Source organism: Roseibium album, assembly GCF_001404515.1.
GTDB lineage: Bacteria > Pseudomonadota > Alphaproteobacteria > Rhizobiales > Stappiaceae > Roseibium > Roseibium album.
In genome coordinates, this window is the sequence record NZ_CXWE01000002.1 from 138,046 (window position 1) to 153,971 (window position 15,926).

Annotated in this window: 15 protein-coding genes; 11 read left to right on the forward strand and 4 right to left on the reverse strand. The window is 57.0% G+C overall.

The window, feature by feature from the left end; translation table 11 throughout:
* Positions 1-5: 5 nt before the first annotated feature.
* From LA5095_RS05935 to LA5095_RS05955, 5 genes are read left to right on the forward strand one after another with little or no spacing between them, the layout of a single operon-like run.
* Complete coding sequence (locus LA5095_RS05935; protein ID WP_055113019.1) at positions 6-1,172, forward strand: CaiB/BaiF CoA transferase family protein; 1,167 nt, start codon at positions 6-8, stop codon at positions 1,170-1,172.
* The gene (locus LA5095_RS05940) at positions 1,169-1,942 is read left to right on the forward strand and encodes an enoyl-CoA hydratase-related protein (protein WP_055113022.1); all 774 of its coding nucleotides are present in this window, start codon (positions 1,169-1,171) and stop codon (positions 1,940-1,942) included. Before LA5095_RS05935 ends, LA5095_RS05940 begins: the two co-directional genes overlap by 4 nt.
* Positions 1,943-1,947: 5 nt before the next feature.
* Positions 1,948-2,295 carry a 4Fe-4S dicluster domain-containing protein gene (locus tag LA5095_RS05945; protein WP_055113024.1) on the forward strand — a complete coding sequence of 116 codons (348 nt, stop codon included), beginning with the start codon at positions 1,948-1,950 and terminating at the stop codon, positions 2,293-2,295.
* Positions 2,295-3,164, forward strand: coding sequence for a dihydrodipicolinate synthase family protein (locus LA5095_RS05950; protein WP_055113026.1), 870 nt, complete (start codon positions 2,295-2,297; stop codon positions 3,162-3,164). The genes LA5095_RS05945 and LA5095_RS05950 overlap by 1 nt, the downstream gene beginning before the upstream one ends.
* Positions 3,165-3,169: 5 nt before the next feature.
* Positions 3,170-3,625, forward strand: a complete 456-nt coding sequence (locus tag LA5095_RS05955; protein ID WP_055113028.1) for a deoxycytidylate deaminase — start codon at positions 3,170-3,172, stop codon at positions 3,623-3,625.
* A 116-nt stretch (positions 3,626-3,741) separates the two neighbouring features.
* Here the strand turns inward: LA5095_RS05955 and LA5095_RS05960 are convergent, their stop codons facing one another.
* Positions 3,742-4,752: a DMT family transporter gene (locus LA5095_RS05960; protein ID WP_055113030.1), complete on the reverse strand. Its 1,011-nt coding sequence runs from the start codon at positions 4,750-4,752 to the stop codon at positions 3,742-3,744.
* A gap of 120 nt (positions 4,753-4,872) precedes the next feature.
* Between LA5095_RS05960 and LA5095_RS05965 the strand changes: the two genes are divergently transcribed.
* On the forward strand, positions 4,873-5,724 hold the full coding sequence (locus LA5095_RS05965) for a LysR family transcriptional regulator (protein ID WP_055113032.1): 852 nt from the start codon (positions 4,873-4,875) through the stop codon (positions 5,722-5,724).
* A 141-nt stretch (positions 5,725-5,865) separates the two neighbouring features.
* On the opposite strand, the gene LA5095_RS05970 is transcribed toward LA5095_RS05965, so the two are convergent.
* Positions 5,866-6,489, reverse strand: coding sequence for a hypothetical protein (locus LA5095_RS05970; protein ID WP_144435934.1), 624 nt, complete (start codon positions 6,487-6,489; stop codon positions 5,866-5,868).
* Between the two features lie 169 nt (positions 6,490-6,658).
* Complete coding sequence (locus LA5095_RS05975) at positions 6,659-7,414, reverse strand: DeoR/GlpR family DNA-binding transcription regulator (RefSeq protein ID WP_055113036.1); 756 nt, start codon at positions 7,412-7,414, stop codon at positions 6,659-6,661.
* Between the two features lie 138 nt (positions 7,415-7,552).
* Here LA5095_RS05975 and LA5095_RS05980 point away from each other — a divergent pair, with 138 nt between their 5' ends.
* Both LA5095_RS05980 and LA5095_RS05985 read left to right on the forward strand, forming a co-directional pair.
* Complete coding sequence (locus tag LA5095_RS05980; RefSeq protein ID WP_055113038.1) at positions 7,553-9,970, forward strand: GcvT family protein; 2,418 nt, start codon at positions 7,553-7,555, stop codon at positions 9,968-9,970.
* An 11-nt stretch (positions 9,971-9,981) separates the two neighbouring features.
* Positions 9,982-10,908, forward strand: a complete 927-nt coding sequence (locus LA5095_RS05985; RefSeq protein ID WP_055114190.1) for a choline/ethanolamine kinase family protein — start codon at positions 9,982-9,984, stop codon at positions 10,906-10,908.
* Here the strand turns inward: LA5095_RS05985 and LA5095_RS05990 are convergent.
* On the reverse strand, positions 10,895-11,668 hold the full coding sequence (locus LA5095_RS05990; protein ID WP_055113040.1) for an inositol monophosphatase family protein: 774 nt from the start codon (positions 11,666-11,668) through the stop codon (positions 10,895-10,897). The genes LA5095_RS05985 and LA5095_RS05990 overlap by 14 nt on opposite strands.
* A 212-nt stretch (positions 11,669-11,880) precedes the next feature.
* Between LA5095_RS05990 and LA5095_RS05995 the strand changes: the two genes are divergently transcribed.
* The 3 genes from LA5095_RS05995 (at position 11,881) to LA5095_RS06005 (ending at position 15,926) form a co-directional block, all read left to right on the forward strand.
* Positions 11,881-12,813, forward strand: coding sequence for an ABC transporter substrate-binding protein (locus LA5095_RS05995; protein ID WP_055114192.1), 933 nt, complete (start codon positions 11,881-11,883; stop codon positions 12,811-12,813).
* A gap of 117 nt (positions 12,814-12,930) precedes the next feature.
* Positions 12,931-13,944 carry a quaternary amine ABC transporter ATP-binding protein gene (locus tag LA5095_RS06000; RefSeq protein ID WP_055113042.1) on the forward strand — a complete coding sequence of 338 codons (1,014 nt, stop codon included), beginning with the start codon at positions 12,931-12,933 and terminating at the stop codon, positions 13,942-13,944.
* Entirely contained in the window at positions 13,941-15,926 is a 1,986-nt protein-coding gene (locus tag LA5095_RS06005; RefSeq protein WP_055113043.1) for an ABC transporter permease, read from the forward strand. Before LA5095_RS06000 ends, LA5095_RS06005 begins: the two co-directional genes overlap by 4 nt.

The following is a 15,926-nucleotide window of genomic DNA, read 5'->3' on the forward strand; positions in this document are numbered from 1 at the left end:
TTTTCATGTCAGAGAATATCATGCCACTCGATGGCATTCGCATCATTGACTTTACGCAGGTCATGTTGGGCCCGTGCGCAACCCAGATGCTTGGTGATTTCGGAGCAGACATCATCAAGATCGAACGACCGGGCACCGGAGACCTGAGCCGTGGGTTTTATGGATTGCAGACCGAAGAAGCATTGAACAATGCCGTTTTCGCGTCATTGAACCGGAACAAGCGCTCGATCGAGATCGACACGAAGTCCGAAGCCGGACACAAGCAGGTTCTCGATCTGGTCAAGACTGCCGACGTGGTGGTCGACAATTTTCGCGCAGGCGTGATGGATCGTCTCGGCTTCGGGTATGACGCCCTTTCGAAAATCAACCCGAAAGTGATCTGTGCCTCCGGAACCGGCTTCGGATCGACCGGCCCTTATGCCCACAAGGGCGGACAGGACGTTCTGGCGCAGGCAATGACCGGCGTCATGGAAAAGACCCAGGACCCGTCGATTCCCAAGTCGATCTATCCGACAACATTGTGCGACTATTCGGCCGGGATGCATCTGGTTCAGGGAATTCTGGCAGCCTTGCTGATGCGCGACAAAACAGGTCATGGTCAGAAAGTTGAGGTCTCGCTCTACGACAGCATGATCGCGATGCAGATGCAGGAAGCGGCTCAGTGGTCCAAACACAGGGAGGTATTGAACTGGGCTGCCATGCCCCTGACAGGTGTCTTCGACACAAGCGATGGTGCCATCGTGATCGTGGGTGCGTTCAAGGCGAACCCGCTTCAGGATATCTGCACAGCTCTGGAAATCGAGGACCTGTCTCCCGACTATCCGACCCTGGAGACCCAACGCAAGCACAAGCCATTTCTTCAGGCACGGTTCTCGGAGGCGATTGCCGGGAATACGTCGTCCTATTGGCTTGAGAGGCTGGAAGCCCAGGACCTGCTCTGCGCACCGGTCCGCTCGCTTGGGGAAGCCCTGGCAGATCCGCAGACCGAAATCAACGGCATGCTGCAGTCGATCGACCATCCCGTTCTTGGAGACATCACGCTTGCCGGGTCTCCCGTTCACCTGAGCAAAGCACCAATGATCGTGAGGCATCTGCCGCCCCGCCTCGGTCAGCACACCGATGAAGTGCTTCAGGAACTGGCGATGTTTCTGAACAACGAGGCGGCTGAATGAGTGTCGAGTTCGAAGTTTCGGGACATGTCGCACGCGTGACGATCAACCGGCCCGACAGTCTGAACGCGGTGGACAGTGCGACCCATGCCCGGCTTGCAGAGGTCTGGGACGAAGTCGAGCGCAAACCGGAAATCCGGTGCGCCGTTCTGACCGGTGCAGGTACGAGGGCGTTTTGCGCCGGCGCCGACCTGAAAGAAGAAACCGGACTGTCCGGAATGCAATACTGGAAACGTATCAGCACGTCCGGTTTTTCGGGAATTGCGCTGCGTAGGATGTCGACACCTGTGATCGCCCGGGTCAATGGCCTTGCGCTTGGCGGTGGACTGGAAATGGTTCTCGGGTGCGACATCGTCATTGCCGCCGACACGGCGCGCTTCGGCCTGCCTGAAGCCAAGGTCGGCCGTGTGCCCCTGGATGGCGGCATGGTGCTGCTTCCCCGGTTGATGCCGCGAAACATCGCAATGGGAATGATGATGACCGGCCAGCTTCTGGAAGCATCCGAAATGGAGCGTCACGGGCTGCTGAACGCTGTCGTTTCACCTGAACAGCTGGATGAGGAAACGGACCGTTGGGTCGCCGAACTCCTGAAGTGTGCACCACTGAGCCTGCAGGCCATCAAGGCGGTCGCCCGGCAGACGGCGCATCTGCCGTTGCAGGACGCCTTTCAGTACCCGACAAGGGAACTTGAGGCAGCACTGAATTCAAGTGACGCTGACGAAGGTGTTGCCGCGTTCCGGGACAAGAGGGCACCTGTCTGGAAAGGAAACTGAACCGGATGACCCTTGTGATCACGAGCACCTGCATTGATGTCAAGGACGGCATATGCACGACGGTATGCCCCGTCGATTGTATCTACGAGGGCGAACGCATGTTCTACATTCACCCGACCGAGTGTATCGAGTGCGGTATGTGCGAGAGTATTTGCCCGGTAGACGCAATCCGCTATGCCGATGAAGTCGAAGATGCCGAGCACGCCTTTATTGCAGTGAACGATGCAGCCTTCAGGAACGAGGCCGACGCCCTTTTGGAACCGGGTGGGTGGACAAAGGGCGATGATCCTCTCAAGGATCCGCCCGGATTGACGGCCCTCGCCGCACAGCGAGCCGACGCAGGGGTGGTCTGATGGAAGGCGTGATCGCAGCAGTCCCAACGCCGGTCGACACGACCTGTTCGCCGATGCGAGAGCCGTTTATCGAGCATTGCAACTGGATACTCAGGAACGGTGGCGACGGTCTGAATGTTCTCGGTTCGACCGGTGAAGCCAATTCATTCGACAATGCGTCACGGCGGCAGGTGATGGCCTGGGCCGTCGAAGCGTTTCCCAAGGAACGCCTCATGGTCGGCACGGGCACACCATCGCTTCAGGAGACCGTCGCACTTACGACCTTTGCCGATGACCTCGGCTTTCCCATCGCTCTGGTACTGCCACCATACTATTACAAACCCCTGTCACCGTCGGGCCTGCAGGCATGGTACCTCGCGCTCCATGATGCTCTGGGGTCACGCGACATTCAGATCTATTTCTACAATTTCCCCCAGATGACAGGAATTTCCATACCTGTCGAAGTCATTTCGGACCTGGTGTCGGTCGCGCCAAACCGGTTCACGGGTATCAAGGATTCCTCAGGTGACCTGGACTATTGCCGCTCGATTGTTTCAACCTGCCCTTCCCTGAACGTCTTTCCGAGTTCTGAAACAGTCCTGCAAAGTGCTGCAGTTGACGGTTTTGCAGGATGCATCTCGGCGAGCGTTAACGTCACCGCTCCGATCGCCGCGCAAGCCTGGTCCAGACGGGCTGCACCGCCAAGGACGATCAGTGATGAAATCGCACGCCAGCGTGGCTTGCTTGCGGGTCCGACACTGATACCCGGCATCAAGTTTCTGGTAGGCCTCAGATCGAATGACATCGGGTGGCGCCGGGTGTTGCCACCCTTTACAGCCTTGCCGGAAACCGTTGGCGAGCAACTGAGCAAAAATCTGGACGGGAGCTGAAGAGGATGGCAGACGCACAGACATGGAACGGGCGCTTCATGGCGCTCTGCGACCATATCTCCCTGTGGTCTGAAGATCGTGATTTTCAGGTTGGGTGCGTCATAGTATCTCCCGCTGGCCATGAAATCAGATCCACTGGATACAACGGATTGTCGCGTGGGGTTTCACCCGCCGATCCGGCGAGATTTGATCGGAAAAGCGGCGAGAAATTCTTCTGGTTCGAGCATGCGGAGAGGAACGCGATCTATAATGCGGCACGTGCCGGGATCTGCCTCGCCGGTTGCACTTTGTATGTCAACCGGTTTCCCTGCGCGGACTGTGGCCGGGCAATCATCCAGACCGGCATTCCACAAATCGTTGCACCGCCCATTCCTCAATCGGACGGAGCCCTCGACCACAGTTTTCAGGTGTCACGCCAGATGCTGCACGAGGCCGGGATACGCGTTTTGGAATTCCGGTAAAGCCTGAAAAATACCGGGTGCTGATGACGTGCACCTGCAACCGGGAACGGTCCTGCGGAGATCAGGAACTCGCCGAGCCGGGCGCTTTGTTATCGCAGCGCCGTGCACCGACCGGCTCACAACCGCAGACGAACGGTCCGGCCCGACGTCAGACGCTTTCTGTCCGGTCGCGCTTCCCGCTGCAAAACATAGATTCCGCTGAAAATGATGACCAGTATCCCGGACAAGGTAAGACCTGAAGGCACTTCCGCCCACACAAGAAACCCCCAGAAAACCGCAAGAGGCATTGCAACGAATTCAAATGGGGCAACCACGCTCACGGGTGAAATTCGATATCCTTGCGCAAGGCAGTAGAAGCCGAATGCGGAAATCACGCCACAAACGGCAATCAGGAACGCATCACCGGCTGTTGGCACAACCCAGTCACGCAGCAGGAAGGCAATACTCGGATGATGGGAAGCCGCATCTGTCTGGCCGCCCAGAAACAATCCTGCCAGTCCGCTGACCACGATAAACGTCGACATGGCGTAGAACGCGAGTGATGAACCGGTTTGTGATTTCCCGATATGGCGCGTGATTATGATGCTGATCGCATAGGCCACGGCGGCCAGTATGGGCAGGATCATCTCGGCTGAAACGTCTCCGTCGGTGGGACCGACAATCATCATCACGCCGACAAATCCGGCAAGCACTGCCGCCATACGCCGAATTCCGACAGTTTCGCGCAGCAATATCACGGACAGCAGCGTGACGATCAAAGGCGATAAAAAGAAGATTGCAGTCGAGACGGCAAGCGGCAATGCCTGCAAAGCCATGTAATAGAAAGTATAGGATGTCAACGCGAGAAGCCCCCGCAGTATGTTCAGCCAGGGGTGAGAAACTTTCAGCGTCTCCAGGCCGCCACTAAAGATAACAAACACAAAAATGGGAACTATGGCCACCAATCCTCGAAAGAACATTATCTCGAATCCCGGGTAAGTACTCCCAAGGGTCCTGATCAAGACATCCTGAATACTGAAAACACTGATACCAAGGGTAATAAGAACAATTCCCTGAACCGACCCGTCAATTTCCGGATGAAGCTTTGCACCCTTGAGCAGAAGGCCCTGCTTGAGATTGGTTGTCATGCCCTAACTGCCTTCCCGATATCGCGGATAAGGCGAATAATGAGCAACAACAATCGATCTGAAAAACGAAATAATATGATAAGCTCAATCGATTATTCCGATTGATTTCGTGGATGCCACATGACACTCGACCAGATCAAAACCTTCATTGTCCTTGCCAAAACCGGCAATTTCAACAGAACCGCCGAAGCTCTGAACGTCACTCAGTCAACCGTGAGCGCGCGGTTGAAGATGCTCGAACAGGCACTTGGTCACGCGCTTTTGATACGCGAGCATTCCGGTTGCCGTTTGACAGCCGCCGGCCATCAGTTTCTGTCACACGCCGCCAACATCCAGATGTTCTGGCAAAAATCACTGCAAACAGTGACGCTCAGGCCCGAGTTCCGCGGCGTGTTGACCGTCGGTGCACAGGTCAGTTTTTGGGACAGCCTGGTGATCGACTGGATGGCATGGATGCGCGATCAGTCACCGGATATCGCACTCGATTTACAGGCGGACTATTCACCCGCCCAAATGTCAAAACTGTCCGATGGTCTGATGGACATCGGCATCATGTACCAGCCGCGCCACACAACAGGGTTGACGATTGAAAAACTGCTGGATGACGAGCTTGTTCTCGTAAGCACGAAAATGCGCGAAGTGTCATCCGGATGGGTCGAGGATTTCGTGTTTGTGGATTGGGGCGACGTTTATCTGGACGCCCACGCTGCTGCCTTTCCGGAAATGGAAACGGCTGCGATTACCGTCGGGCTTGGCACACAGGGGCTGCAATATATCCTGAAGTTCGGCGGTTCTGGTTACTTCCCAATAAGGGTCGTCCGGGAACTGATCGAGGAGAAAAGGCTTTTCCGGCTGGAAGCAGCCCCGTTGCTGAAAAGGCCTGCCTATCTGGTCTACCAAAATGACCCGATCGATGCGGCGGCAGTTGAAACAGCAATAGACGGCCTCCGGAAAATTGCCCGAGCACTTTAGGCCGACCCTTCAAAATGGATCAGATCACCGATTGCCAGGCCCCGTGATCAACAACCGCTTTCAGCCAGAGCATGGGCTTTGCATGGGCTTTGCCAATGCCCCTTCCAGTCCTTGATCAAAATCGCTGTTAGGGGGCCCCGACTACTCCAAACCTGTCACCCTGGCCAGTATGCGTCTCAACAGGTCGTCAGAAAAGTCTTCATTGAACATGTCCTGTCCGTGCGCGGAGCCGGGGTAGATAGCCAGTTCTTTCGGCTCGGACGCCTGTTTGAAGCTTGAGTGTGTTCGAGCCCGGAAGAAATCCCTTTCGGTCACAATGAACAGCTTGTCGACGCCAACAGCGTCTGACATGTCTCCGTGGGCTGTTCCCAGCAGGATTACGAGATCGGCCAAAACTTCGCCTTTGTGCAAGGCTGCGCCCTGTGCGGCCGCACCGCCAAGACTTGCACCGATCAACACGATCCGACGCTTGCCTCGCTGGCGGAGAAAATCGATCCCCGATTTGACGTCCTCTACCGAGACCGACTCAAGTGATATCGAGGCGACACCTGCCTCCTGGAGCTGGATGGCAATGTCGGCCCAGCTGGCGGCATCATTCCCCGACTGGTGAACGAGAACGACACCGGTGGAACCGGGTGCCTTGTGAAAAAGTGCCTGCCGCTCGATCACATTCCTGATCGACAGTGTCACGTCTTCCTGGGCGTGCGCGCTTGACATCCAGAAAGCAACGGCCGCTAACAACAGAACCTTCAAAATCTGTGTCATGGTCCAATCCGTCCCATCGGCGCCTGCATGTGCCCCGGATATCGTATCGAAATTCGTGGTTTGGCCTGGGCGCAATATCATCAATTTGCGGTTCCGAAAGAATTACGTCCGTCGCTTTGCCGGCAAAACAAACGTTACTGCTCTCTATCTGACTGCCTGCGATCCGCGACTAGGCCACCCGAACTTCCAGATTGGCAAACAGCGTGGAAAATTCATCCGGAGGAACCCGATCGGTGACGAGGTAATCTCCGGGCTTCAGCGTAGGCTGACGAAGCACCGGTTTGCGGACCTGCGGCTCGAACTTCGAGTGATCGACTGCCATGATCGCGCGTCCCGCATTGGCCAGCATCGCACTCGCGATGTCGACCTCGCACTGCTCGTGAACGAGAAAACCGTTCCGGGCATCAACAAGCGATGCGGACAGGAGCACGTAATCCACCTGCATCCGGTCTATGACGTCAAATGCCGAACGGTCAAAGGATGCTCCGTCGTGATCCCGTAGCTGTGTCCCGGCCATGGAGACATTGTTGCCCGGGATCATTGCAAGCGTGCTCGCGACATAGGCTGAGTTCGTGACAACGGTGAGTTCGCGCAGGCTGCGAAGGGCCTGTGCGACAAATCCGGACGTCGACCCGGTATCGATGGCAATGCTGTCGCCGTCCTTGATGATCTTCACGACTTCTTCGGCGATCGCCACCTTGGCCTCGCGATTCAGGTTCATGCGGGCCAGATAGGGCAGGTCCGGTGCCGACTTGGTCGATACCAGTGCACCGTGCACCTTTTGCAGAGCCCCCCGATCGACCAACGGCCGCGAGACCCTCCGAATGGTCTGATCCGATACCCCAAGGATACGCGAAAGCTCCTGCACGCTGACGGTGCCGCGCATATCCACTGTCTGTAAGAGCGTTGTTTCGTATTTCGACATGAGGCCTGTTTACACCAAAGTTCCTGGTCGAATAAGGCTATTCTGCACCGCGAATTCAACAAAAATCAACAATACTATTGTGAAGATGTTGATTTTTGTTAGGATTTGTTCCGACGGACAGCATGCGGACCTGCAAATATGACCCAACACTCTGCCAAACATCTGATCATCGGCGGCGGCATCATCGGTTGCTCGATTGCCTATCATCTGACCCGAATGGGGGAGAGGGATGTGGTTCTTCTGGAACGCGCTGGCCTGACGGAAGGGGCGACCTGGCACGCGGCCGGTCTGGTCGGACAGTTGCGCTCGTCACGCAACACGACCCGCATGCTGAAGAAATCCGTCGAAATGTATGACCGCCTTCAGAACGAGGAAGGCATGCAATTCGACTGGAAGAAAACCGGCTCGCTCAGACTTGCGGCAACCACGGAGCGCCTGCTGGAGGCCAGGCGGCTGGCAACAATGGCACGCAGTTTCGATCTGGAAATGCAGATAGTCTCGCCCGGCGAAGCAAAGGATCTGTTCCCTCTGATCGAGGCACGCGGCCTGGAAGGTGCAGCGTTCATTCCCTCTGACGGTTATGTTGATCCGGCCTCACTCTGCCAGGCCGTCGCCGGCGCTGCGCGTCGCCAGGGAGCCGACATCCGCCAGGGGTGCGAGGTACGCGATTTTACCGTCTCAAACGGACGGATCACATCAGTCGAGACGAGCCAGGGAACATTCGAAGCAGATACGATCATCCTGGCAGCCGGCATGTGGAGCCGTGAACTTGGAGAAAAGCTGGGCATTCGTGTACCTGCCTGCGCAGTCGAACACCAATATATCGTTACCGAACCCACCGGAACCGAAGTCGGCCATTTCCCGACACTTCGGGATCCGGAACGTCTTGTGTACTACAAGCCGGATGTCGCCGGCCGCCTGGTCATTGGTGGCTATGAAGAAGGCACCCTTCCCTTCGGAGATCATGGTATTCCCGGATCTTTCGTGCGCCAGCTGCTGCCTGAAAATCTGGATCGCTTTCTGCCGTTGGCAAACCTTGCCAGCCAGGTGACACCAATTGTCAATGAAGTCGGCATCCGCCAGGTCATCAACGGTCCGATCCCCTATTCCGCGGACGGTGACTTTGTCATGGGCTGGCAACCCGGCTTCGACAATCTTATGATGGCAACGGGATTTCTCTATGGCATCGCCGCCGGCGGCGGCGCCGGGGAGATGATTGCCGAATGGGTGGTTGAAGGACGCCCGTCGCTGGATCTCTGGCCCCTTGACGTGCGCCGCTTCGGACCGCATCACGGAACCCGGAGCTTCATGTATCCGCGCGCTGTCGAGCACTATGCCCATCACTACAAGAAAAGGTATCCGGGACAGGAGCATGAAAGCGCCAGGCAACTGAGATTGTCGCCGCTCTACCAGAAACTCAAGGATCGCGGAGCTGTCTACGGCTCGAAGAACGGTTGGGAACGACCGCTCTGGTTCGCGCCTGACGGGGTTGAGCCGGTTGATCAGCTGGACTTCCTCGATCCAGGCTGGAAGAAATATGCCGCCGAAGAGCACAGGGCTGTGCGGGAGAGGGTCGCATTGATCGACCAGTCCAGCTTTTCGAAATTCGAGATCATCGGTGCCGACGCGCTCGATGCATTGCAGCAGATGGCCGTCTCCAACATGGACAAGCCGGTCGGCTCGGTCATCTATACGCAATTGTGCAACGGGTCCGGCGGCGTGGAGGCGGATGTGACAATCATCCGCCTGGATCAGAACCGCTTCTATCTGGTGACCGGATCCGGTTTTGGCGTCCACGACAGCGACTGGGTCAGACGCAACCTGCCGGAGAATTCTTCTGTGCACATTGTGGAAGTCACGAGCGGTTATGCCGTGATCAACATTGTCGGTCCGCAGTCGCGCGATGTTCTGGCAACGGCTTCTGAAAGTGATGTCTCCAATGAAGCCATCCCTTTTTCGACGATGAGGGAAATTGTCGTTGGCGCGGCGCCGGTACGTGCAGCACGGATCGGTTATGTCGGAGAACGCGGTTATGAACTGCATGTCCCGACGGAATTTGCGGCTCATGTCTACGACACACTCTGGGCGGCCGGAGCAAAACACCGCATCGCCAATGTCGGATACCGGGCCATCGAGAGCCTTAGAATGGAAAAAGGCTATGTCTACTGGTCGGGTGATGTCACACCGGATTACACGCCGATCGAGGCAGGTCTCGGGTTTCGTGTTCACCTGAAATCCAAAGGCGATTTTCTCGGACGGCAGGTGTTGGAAGCACAAAAGAAGAATGGCATCGAACGCAGGCTGTGCACTTTCGTGACACAGGACCATCTGCCGCTCACGGGTGGCGAAACCATATTGCTGGGAGATCAGGTCGTCTCGTCGACGACCTCTGTCGGCTTTGGTTATACGGTGAACCGCACGATTGTGCGTGGTTATCTGGACAAGGAGCATTGGGACCGGGCTGAATTCAGTCTGGAGGTTTTTGGCGAGCGTTACCCGGTCACGCAGGCGGAGAGCCCGCTCTATGATCCGGACGACACCGCGCTCAAGGGATGAACGGGGGAAACATGACTGAACATGCTGAAAAAGTACTCGAGGCACTGCGCTCTGCGCCGCAATTTGCACATGTCAATTCAGCAAGGCATGTCACGCGTCTCGGCGGCCTGACCAACCTGGTGCACCGTGTGGATCTTGCCGACCAGTCAGTCATCGTCCGCATTCCGGGTGAAAACACCGAAGAATACATCGATCGCGCCGTGGAAAAGCACAACGCGGAAGCCGCGGCCGACGCCGGTGTCTCCGCCGATGTTCTTTATGCGGATGCTGCAACCGGCATCATGATCACGCGCACGATAGACGGGATCGAAACCATGACCCCCGATCTTTTCAGGTCACGCACCGGTTCCCCGGGCCGCGCGGGGATGGCGCTGGCCAAGCTGCACACTTCCGGCGAAACCTTCCGGTTTCGATTCGAACTTTTTTCCATGATCGATGACTACCTGAAGGTTCTTTCAACCAAGGATGTCTCGCTCCCGGAAGGCTACCAGGATGTCGTCGCAGCAGCGATGCCCATCGGAGACGTGTTGGCGGCTGCCGATCTGCCACTTGCTCCGTGTCATTGCGATCCGCTTTGCGAAAACTTCCTGGATGACGGCACGACAATGTGGATCGTCGACTGGGAATATTCCGGCATGAACGATCCATTGTGGGATCTTGGTGACCTTTCGGTCGAAGCCGGCATGACCCCAGAACAGGACGCAGAGATGCTGGAGGCGTATTTCAAACGTGGTCCCACGGCGGCAGAAACGGGCCGCGTAGTGATCTACAAGGCCATGTGCGACCTGTTGTGGACCCTTTGGGGGCTCATTCAACTTGCCGACAACAATCCTGCCGAGGACTTCTGGGCTTATGCGACCGGTCGGTTCGACCGTTGCCGCGCGTTGATGCAGGACCCTGCCTTCGATGCCCATGTGGCTGCCGTCAGGGCTGGTTGAGCAAAGCCAGGATTTCGGCGTGCAGCTCCCGGGTTGCCGCTGTGACAGTTCGCCCGTCCGATGCCATTGTCAGCCGGTTGCCCTGCCAGTCGGTCATGATACCGCCGGCCGCTTCGACCACGGCGGAAACCGGCAGATAGTCATAGGGTTGCAGATCGTAGTCCACGACGGCATCCGCAAGCCCGCGTGCCACAAGCGCGTGCGGGTAGCAGTCAGCCGCCATCCTGCGCAACTGACTCGCACGAACGAGGCGCTGAAATGCCTCAGGTTCGCGTACGGCCAGCTTGTCACCTTCATTGACAAAGAGACGTGCGCCATCCAGCGAACGGCATTCGCTGACCCTGATCGATGTCCCGTTGCAGGCGGCGTGCAGCCCCTCACCTCCTGAATAGACTTCATCGAGCGCCGGCATCCGGATGACACCCATTTTCGGACGTCCTTCGACCAGAAATCCAAGCAGCATTCCGAAAAGCGGCAATCCGGCAATGAACGACCGCGTGCCGTCAATCGGATCGATGATCCACATCTTGTCACCATCTCCGGTCTGGCCGAATTCTTCACCGAAGATCGCTTCACCCGGAAAGTTTCGTTGAATGCTGTCCCTGAGGGAATTTTCCGTTGCCTTGTCCGCGAGCGTGACCGGGCTTTGATCTGCCTTGGTTTCGGTTGCAGGATCATTCCGGAAATAGGCGAGACTGACAGCTGCGGCGTCTCCTGTGATCTCCAATGCCTTTTCCAGTCTGTCCGAATAATCCGGCATACTGTGAATCTCCCGTGTTTCTCATGTTTTTTGTCTGTTGAATGAACGCTTAAGGCTCAAAATGTATCTAAAATCCACAAAAGTCGAACCTAAATGTTGCTTTTTGTTGATTTATGCTGACAGTCTAGGGAGTGTTTTGCCAAGTTGGCTAGCTGCCGAGAGCGTGACGCATGCGCAGTTCCGTATTGGCAATTCTCGACAGGGAGGAAATTATGAAGCGCGTTTCATTAGCACTGTCCGCCATGCTGGCCGTTGCGCCTGCACTCGCAGCCGAGTCCAGCGATCCGATCAAACTTACTCTGCACGACTGGTCCGGCCAGTTGATCACGACCAAGCTCATGGGCGAAGTCCTGAAGGAAGCCGGATACAATGTTGAATATGTCCAGGCTGACTACATCGCCCAGTTCGCAGGATTGAAGACCGGCGACCTGCATGTCGCCATGGAAATCTGGGAAACCACCGGCCGCGAGGCAATGGATGAGGCATTCGCGACAGGCGACGTCGTTAATCTGGGTGAAACCGGTCTCCAGGCGATCGAGGAATGGTGGTATCCGGCCTACATGAAGGAGCGGTGCCCGGGCCTGCCGAACTGGGAAGCGCTGAAGGATTGCGCAGAAGAATTCTCCACGCCTGAAACAGCCCCCTTTGGCCGGTATCTCGGTGGTCCGGTTACCTGGGGTGGCTTTGATGAGGAACGTGTCGAGGCTCTGGGACTGGACTTTGAAGTGGTCCATGCAGGCACGGATGCGGCTCTGTTCGCTGAACTGGAAGCAGCGTATCAACGGCAGGACCCGATCATCCTTTGGGTCTATGCGCCACACTGGGCGCCTGCAAAATACGATGGCGAATTCGTTGAATTCCCGCCGTTCTCGCCCGAGTGCTACAGCGACCCATCGGTCGGGGTAAACCCGGATGCAGCCTATGACTGCGGCAAGCCGCGGGGCCCGATCTGGAAAGTCAGCTGGGCAGGTGTTGCGGACAAGTGGCCCGGAGCCGCGAAGGCGATCGAGAACTTCAAACTCTCCAATGCCGACTATGGTGCCATGGTCACCGAAGTCGATCTCGACGGCAAGTCGGTCGACGATACGGTTGCAGCTTGGATGGCTGACAACAAGGACACCTGGTCAGGCTGGATCGCCAAATAAACCCGTCCCATAATTCCTGCACGCACCAGCCTGAGTTTGGTGCGTGCCGGACACTTGTCCGGATGACAGCCAAGACAAGTTTCCCGACCCCGGGAATAAACCTCCACCGAGGACTGGATGACGAAGCCCGTAATTCTCGATTGCCGGAACGTATGGAAGCTCTACGGCGCACAGGCCGATACGTTTTTGAACACCAACCCTGACCCGTCCTCAGCAGATCTGGAAGCGGCAAATCTCATCGGGGCGGTGCGGGCGGTCAATCTCCAGATCCGGAAGGGCGAGATATTTGTCATCATGGGGCTGTCGGGCTCCGGCAAATCGACGATTGTGCGATGCCTGTCGCGGCTTGTGGATTCCACTGCTGGAGAAATCCGCTTTGAGGGTAAAGATCTTCTCAGCGCAAGCGAAGAAGAACTGATCCAGATCCGGCGCAAGAAGATGGGCATGGTGTTCCAGCAATTCGCGCTCCTGCCACACCTGACGGTCCTGGAAAACGCGGCTTTCCCCCTTGAAATTCAAGGCGTCGACAAGAAGACCCGTGAAGCACGCGCGCATGAAGTTGTGGAACTGGTGGGTCTCAAGGGGCGTGAAAGCTATTTCCCGCGTGAACTTTCAGGTGGTCAGCAGCAGCGTGTCGGCATTGCCCGCAGCCTGGCGGCCGAACCTGAAATCTGGTTTCTCGACGAGCCTTTCTCGGCGCTTGACCCGTTGATCCGCCGCGAAATGCAGGATGAATTCCTGCGTCTGCAAAACATCCTTCACAAGACGATTGTCTTCATTACCCATGATTTCGACGAAGCCATCCGTCTGGCAGATCGCATTGCAGTGATGAAGGACGGGATCATTGAACAGGTCGCGACCCCAGAGGACCTCGTCCTGCAGCCTGCAACCGAATATGTGGCGGAGTTCACGCGGCATGTAAGCCGTGCGAAGGTGATACGCGCTGCCTCGGTGATGGAGCCCGTGAACGGCGACAGCTTCGCCGGTGAGGTTGCGCATGATGCCGTGATCGAGGTCATTGCGGATCCGGTGGAAGCCTCCGACCTGCCTCACAAGGTCATGGAAGGCGACAGGCAGGTTGGTCAGATTTCCCGCAAGGCGGTGATTGATGTGCTGGTAGGGCGCAGATGATCCCCCGCGCTCTGAAATCAGACGCACTATTCTGGGGGGTGCTGTTCACAAGCACCTGGCTTTTATCGACTTATTCGTTTCAACTTTACAAGGCACTTGATGCCCGCTGGATCGTCCGGTTTCCCAAAAGCTGGCAGTTGCCGCTCGAAAACCATATCAGCGAGTTCCTGGACTGGCTGGTCGGCAGTGCCGGATTCTATTTCTTTTCGTTCCGTGATCTCACCCGGGCCATTTCTGCAATGATCGAAGCCCCCTACCAGGTGTTGCGCAACCTGTTGGTCGAGGGGTTTACCAGCGGTGTCGGGGAGACCGCCGTTCAAGTGGCACCTGCGCTGAGCTGGATCGCGGTCATCGTGACGATCATGGCGGTCGGACACTATGCACGCGACTGGTTCCTGTCTGTTCTTGTCGGCGTCTGTTTTCTCTACCTCGCCGTCTTCGGACAGTGGGAAAGTGCCATGATCACGCTTGCCTCGGTCTTGATTTCCGTACCGATCGGGGTGGTTGGCGGCCTTCTTCTCGGCATTCTGGCATACCGGGTAGGCTGGTTCGAGCGCATATTGCGACCGATCCTGGACCTGATGCAGACCGTTCCGGTGTTTGCCTATCTCGTCCCCATCCTGATCCTGTTCGGCTTTGGTCCCGTCGCTGCGCTCGTCGCAACCGTGATTTATGCCATGCCGCCCATGGTTCGCATCACCATTGTTGCGCTGAATTCGGTTCCGAAGGAAGTGATCGAAGCCGGTCGCATGGCCGGGTGCCGCAATCGCCAGATGATGTGGAAGGTCCTTGTTCCTTCTGCAATTCCAACGCTGATGGTTGGTGTCAATCAGGTGATCATGCTGACGCTGAACATGGTGATCATCGCTTCCATGATCGGCGCCGGCGGCCTCGGGTTCGATGTTCTCTCCAGTCTGCGCCGGCTGGATATCGGTGGAGGGATCGAGGCAGGACTTGGTATCGTGGCCATGGCAATCGCGCTCGACCGGGCAAGTCAGGCCTTTGCGAAACGCAGCATGCGCCATCCCCTGGAAGGCAACATCCTGCAACGCCACCCATGGACCGGCACCGTCTTTCTGGTGATCGCTTCAACCTTGATCCTCGGACAGTTCGTACCGGCCGTTCAAACCTATCCGGACGCCCTCACGCTGACGACCGGCCCGTTCTGGTCGAATGCGATGGAATGGATCAACGTGAACTTCTTCGACACGTTCGAAGCCATAAAGACCGTCATCCTGCAGTGGTTGCTCATTCCGGTGAAGAAATTTTTCACAGGAATTCCATGGGCATGGGGAATTATCGCAACTGCCCTGATCGCCTGGAGGGTCGGTGGTTGGAAAATCGGGCTGCTCGCCGGTTTCCTGATGATGTTCATCGCAGCGTCGGGACTTTGGTCCAAGGCCATGGTGACGATCTACCTGTGCGGTGTGTCGGTTCTGATCGCGACCATTATCGGCATTCCGCTTGGCATCTGGGCGGCCGAAAGCCCGCGGGCCGGCCGTGTCATTCTCGGGCTGATGGATACCCTGCAAACCCTGCCGAGTTTTGTTTACCTGATCCCGGTCGTCATGCTGTTCCGGGTCGGTGACTTCAGCGCGATGATCGCGGTGATCCTCTATGCATTGGCGCCTGCGGTACGCTACGCGGCGCACGGCCTCAAGGAAGTCCCGCCAGCCTTGATCGAGGCGGGTCTTATGTCCGGCTGCACCCGTCGGCAACTGCTGTGGCGCATCAAGCTGCCACTTGCCACACCACACCTGTTCCTTGGCCTGAACCAGACCATCATGCTCGCGCTTTCCATGCTGGTGATCACGGCGCTCGTGGGCACAAGGGATCTCGGCCAGGAAGTTTACATCGCACTGACCAAGGCGAACGCCGGGCAGGGCATTGTCGCCGGTCTGTCGGTGGCGTTCATCGCGATCATAACGGATCGGGTCATCAACGCGCTTGCATCCGGTCGGCGTGAAAGATTGGGGATCTAG

Bases quoted from the DNA above. Each gene is read 5' to 3' on its own strand.
- LA5095_RS05990 (WP_055113040.1), bottom strand. From the start codon at position 11,668: ATGCCGGATTATTCGGACAGACTGGAAAAGGCATTGGAGATCACAGGA.
- LA5095_RS05940 (WP_055113022.1), top strand. From the start codon at position 1,169: ATGAGTGTCGAGTTCGAAGTTTCGGGACATGTCGCACGCGTGACGATC.
- LA5095_RS06005 (WP_055113043.1), top strand. From the start codon at position 13,941: ATGATCCCCCGCGCTCTGAAATCAGACGCACTATTCTGGGGGGTGCTG.
- LA5095_RS05945 (WP_055113024.1), top strand. From the start codon at position 1,948: ATGACCCTTGTGATCACGAGCACCTGCATTGATGTCAAGGACGGCATA.
- LA5095_RS05965 (WP_055113032.1), top strand. From the start codon at position 4,873: ATGACACTCGACCAGATCAAAACCTTCATTGTCCTTGCCAAAACCGGC.
- LA5095_RS06000 (WP_055113042.1), top strand. From the start codon at position 12,931: ATGACGAAGCCCGTAATTCTCGATTGCCGGAACGTATGGAAGCTCTAC.
- LA5095_RS05985 (WP_055114190.1), top strand. From the start codon at position 9,982: ATGACTGAACATGCTGAAAAAGTACTCGAGGCACTGCGCTCTGCGCCG.
- LA5095_RS05995 (WP_055114192.1), top strand. From the start codon at position 11,881: ATGAAGCGCGTTTCATTAGCACTGTCCGCCATGCTGGCCGTTGCGCCT.
- LA5095_RS05970 (WP_144435934.1), bottom strand. From the start codon at position 6,489: ATGACACAGATTTTGAAGGTTCTGTTGTTAGCGGCCGTTGCTTTCTGG.
- LA5095_RS05955 (WP_055113028.1), top strand. From the start codon at position 3,170: ATGGCAGACGCACAGACATGGAACGGGCGCTTCATGGCGCTCTGCGAC.
- LA5095_RS05950 (WP_055113026.1), top strand. From the start codon at position 2,295: ATGGAAGGCGTGATCGCAGCAGTCCCAACGCCGGTCGACACGACCTGT.
- LA5095_RS05960 (WP_055113030.1), bottom strand. From the start codon at position 4,752: ATGACAACCAATCTCAAGCAGGGCCTTCTGCTCAAGGGTGCAAAGCTT.
- LA5095_RS05975 (WP_055113036.1), bottom strand. From the start codon at position 7,414: ATGTCGAAATACGAAACAACGCTCTTACAGACAGTGGATATGCGCGGC.
- LA5095_RS05935 (WP_055113019.1), top strand. From the start codon at position 6: ATGTCAGAGAATATCATGCCACTCGATGGCATTCGCATCATTGACTTT.
- LA5095_RS05980 (WP_055113038.1), top strand. From the start codon at position 7,553: ATGACCCAACACTCTGCCAAACATCTGATCATCGGCGGCGGCATCATC.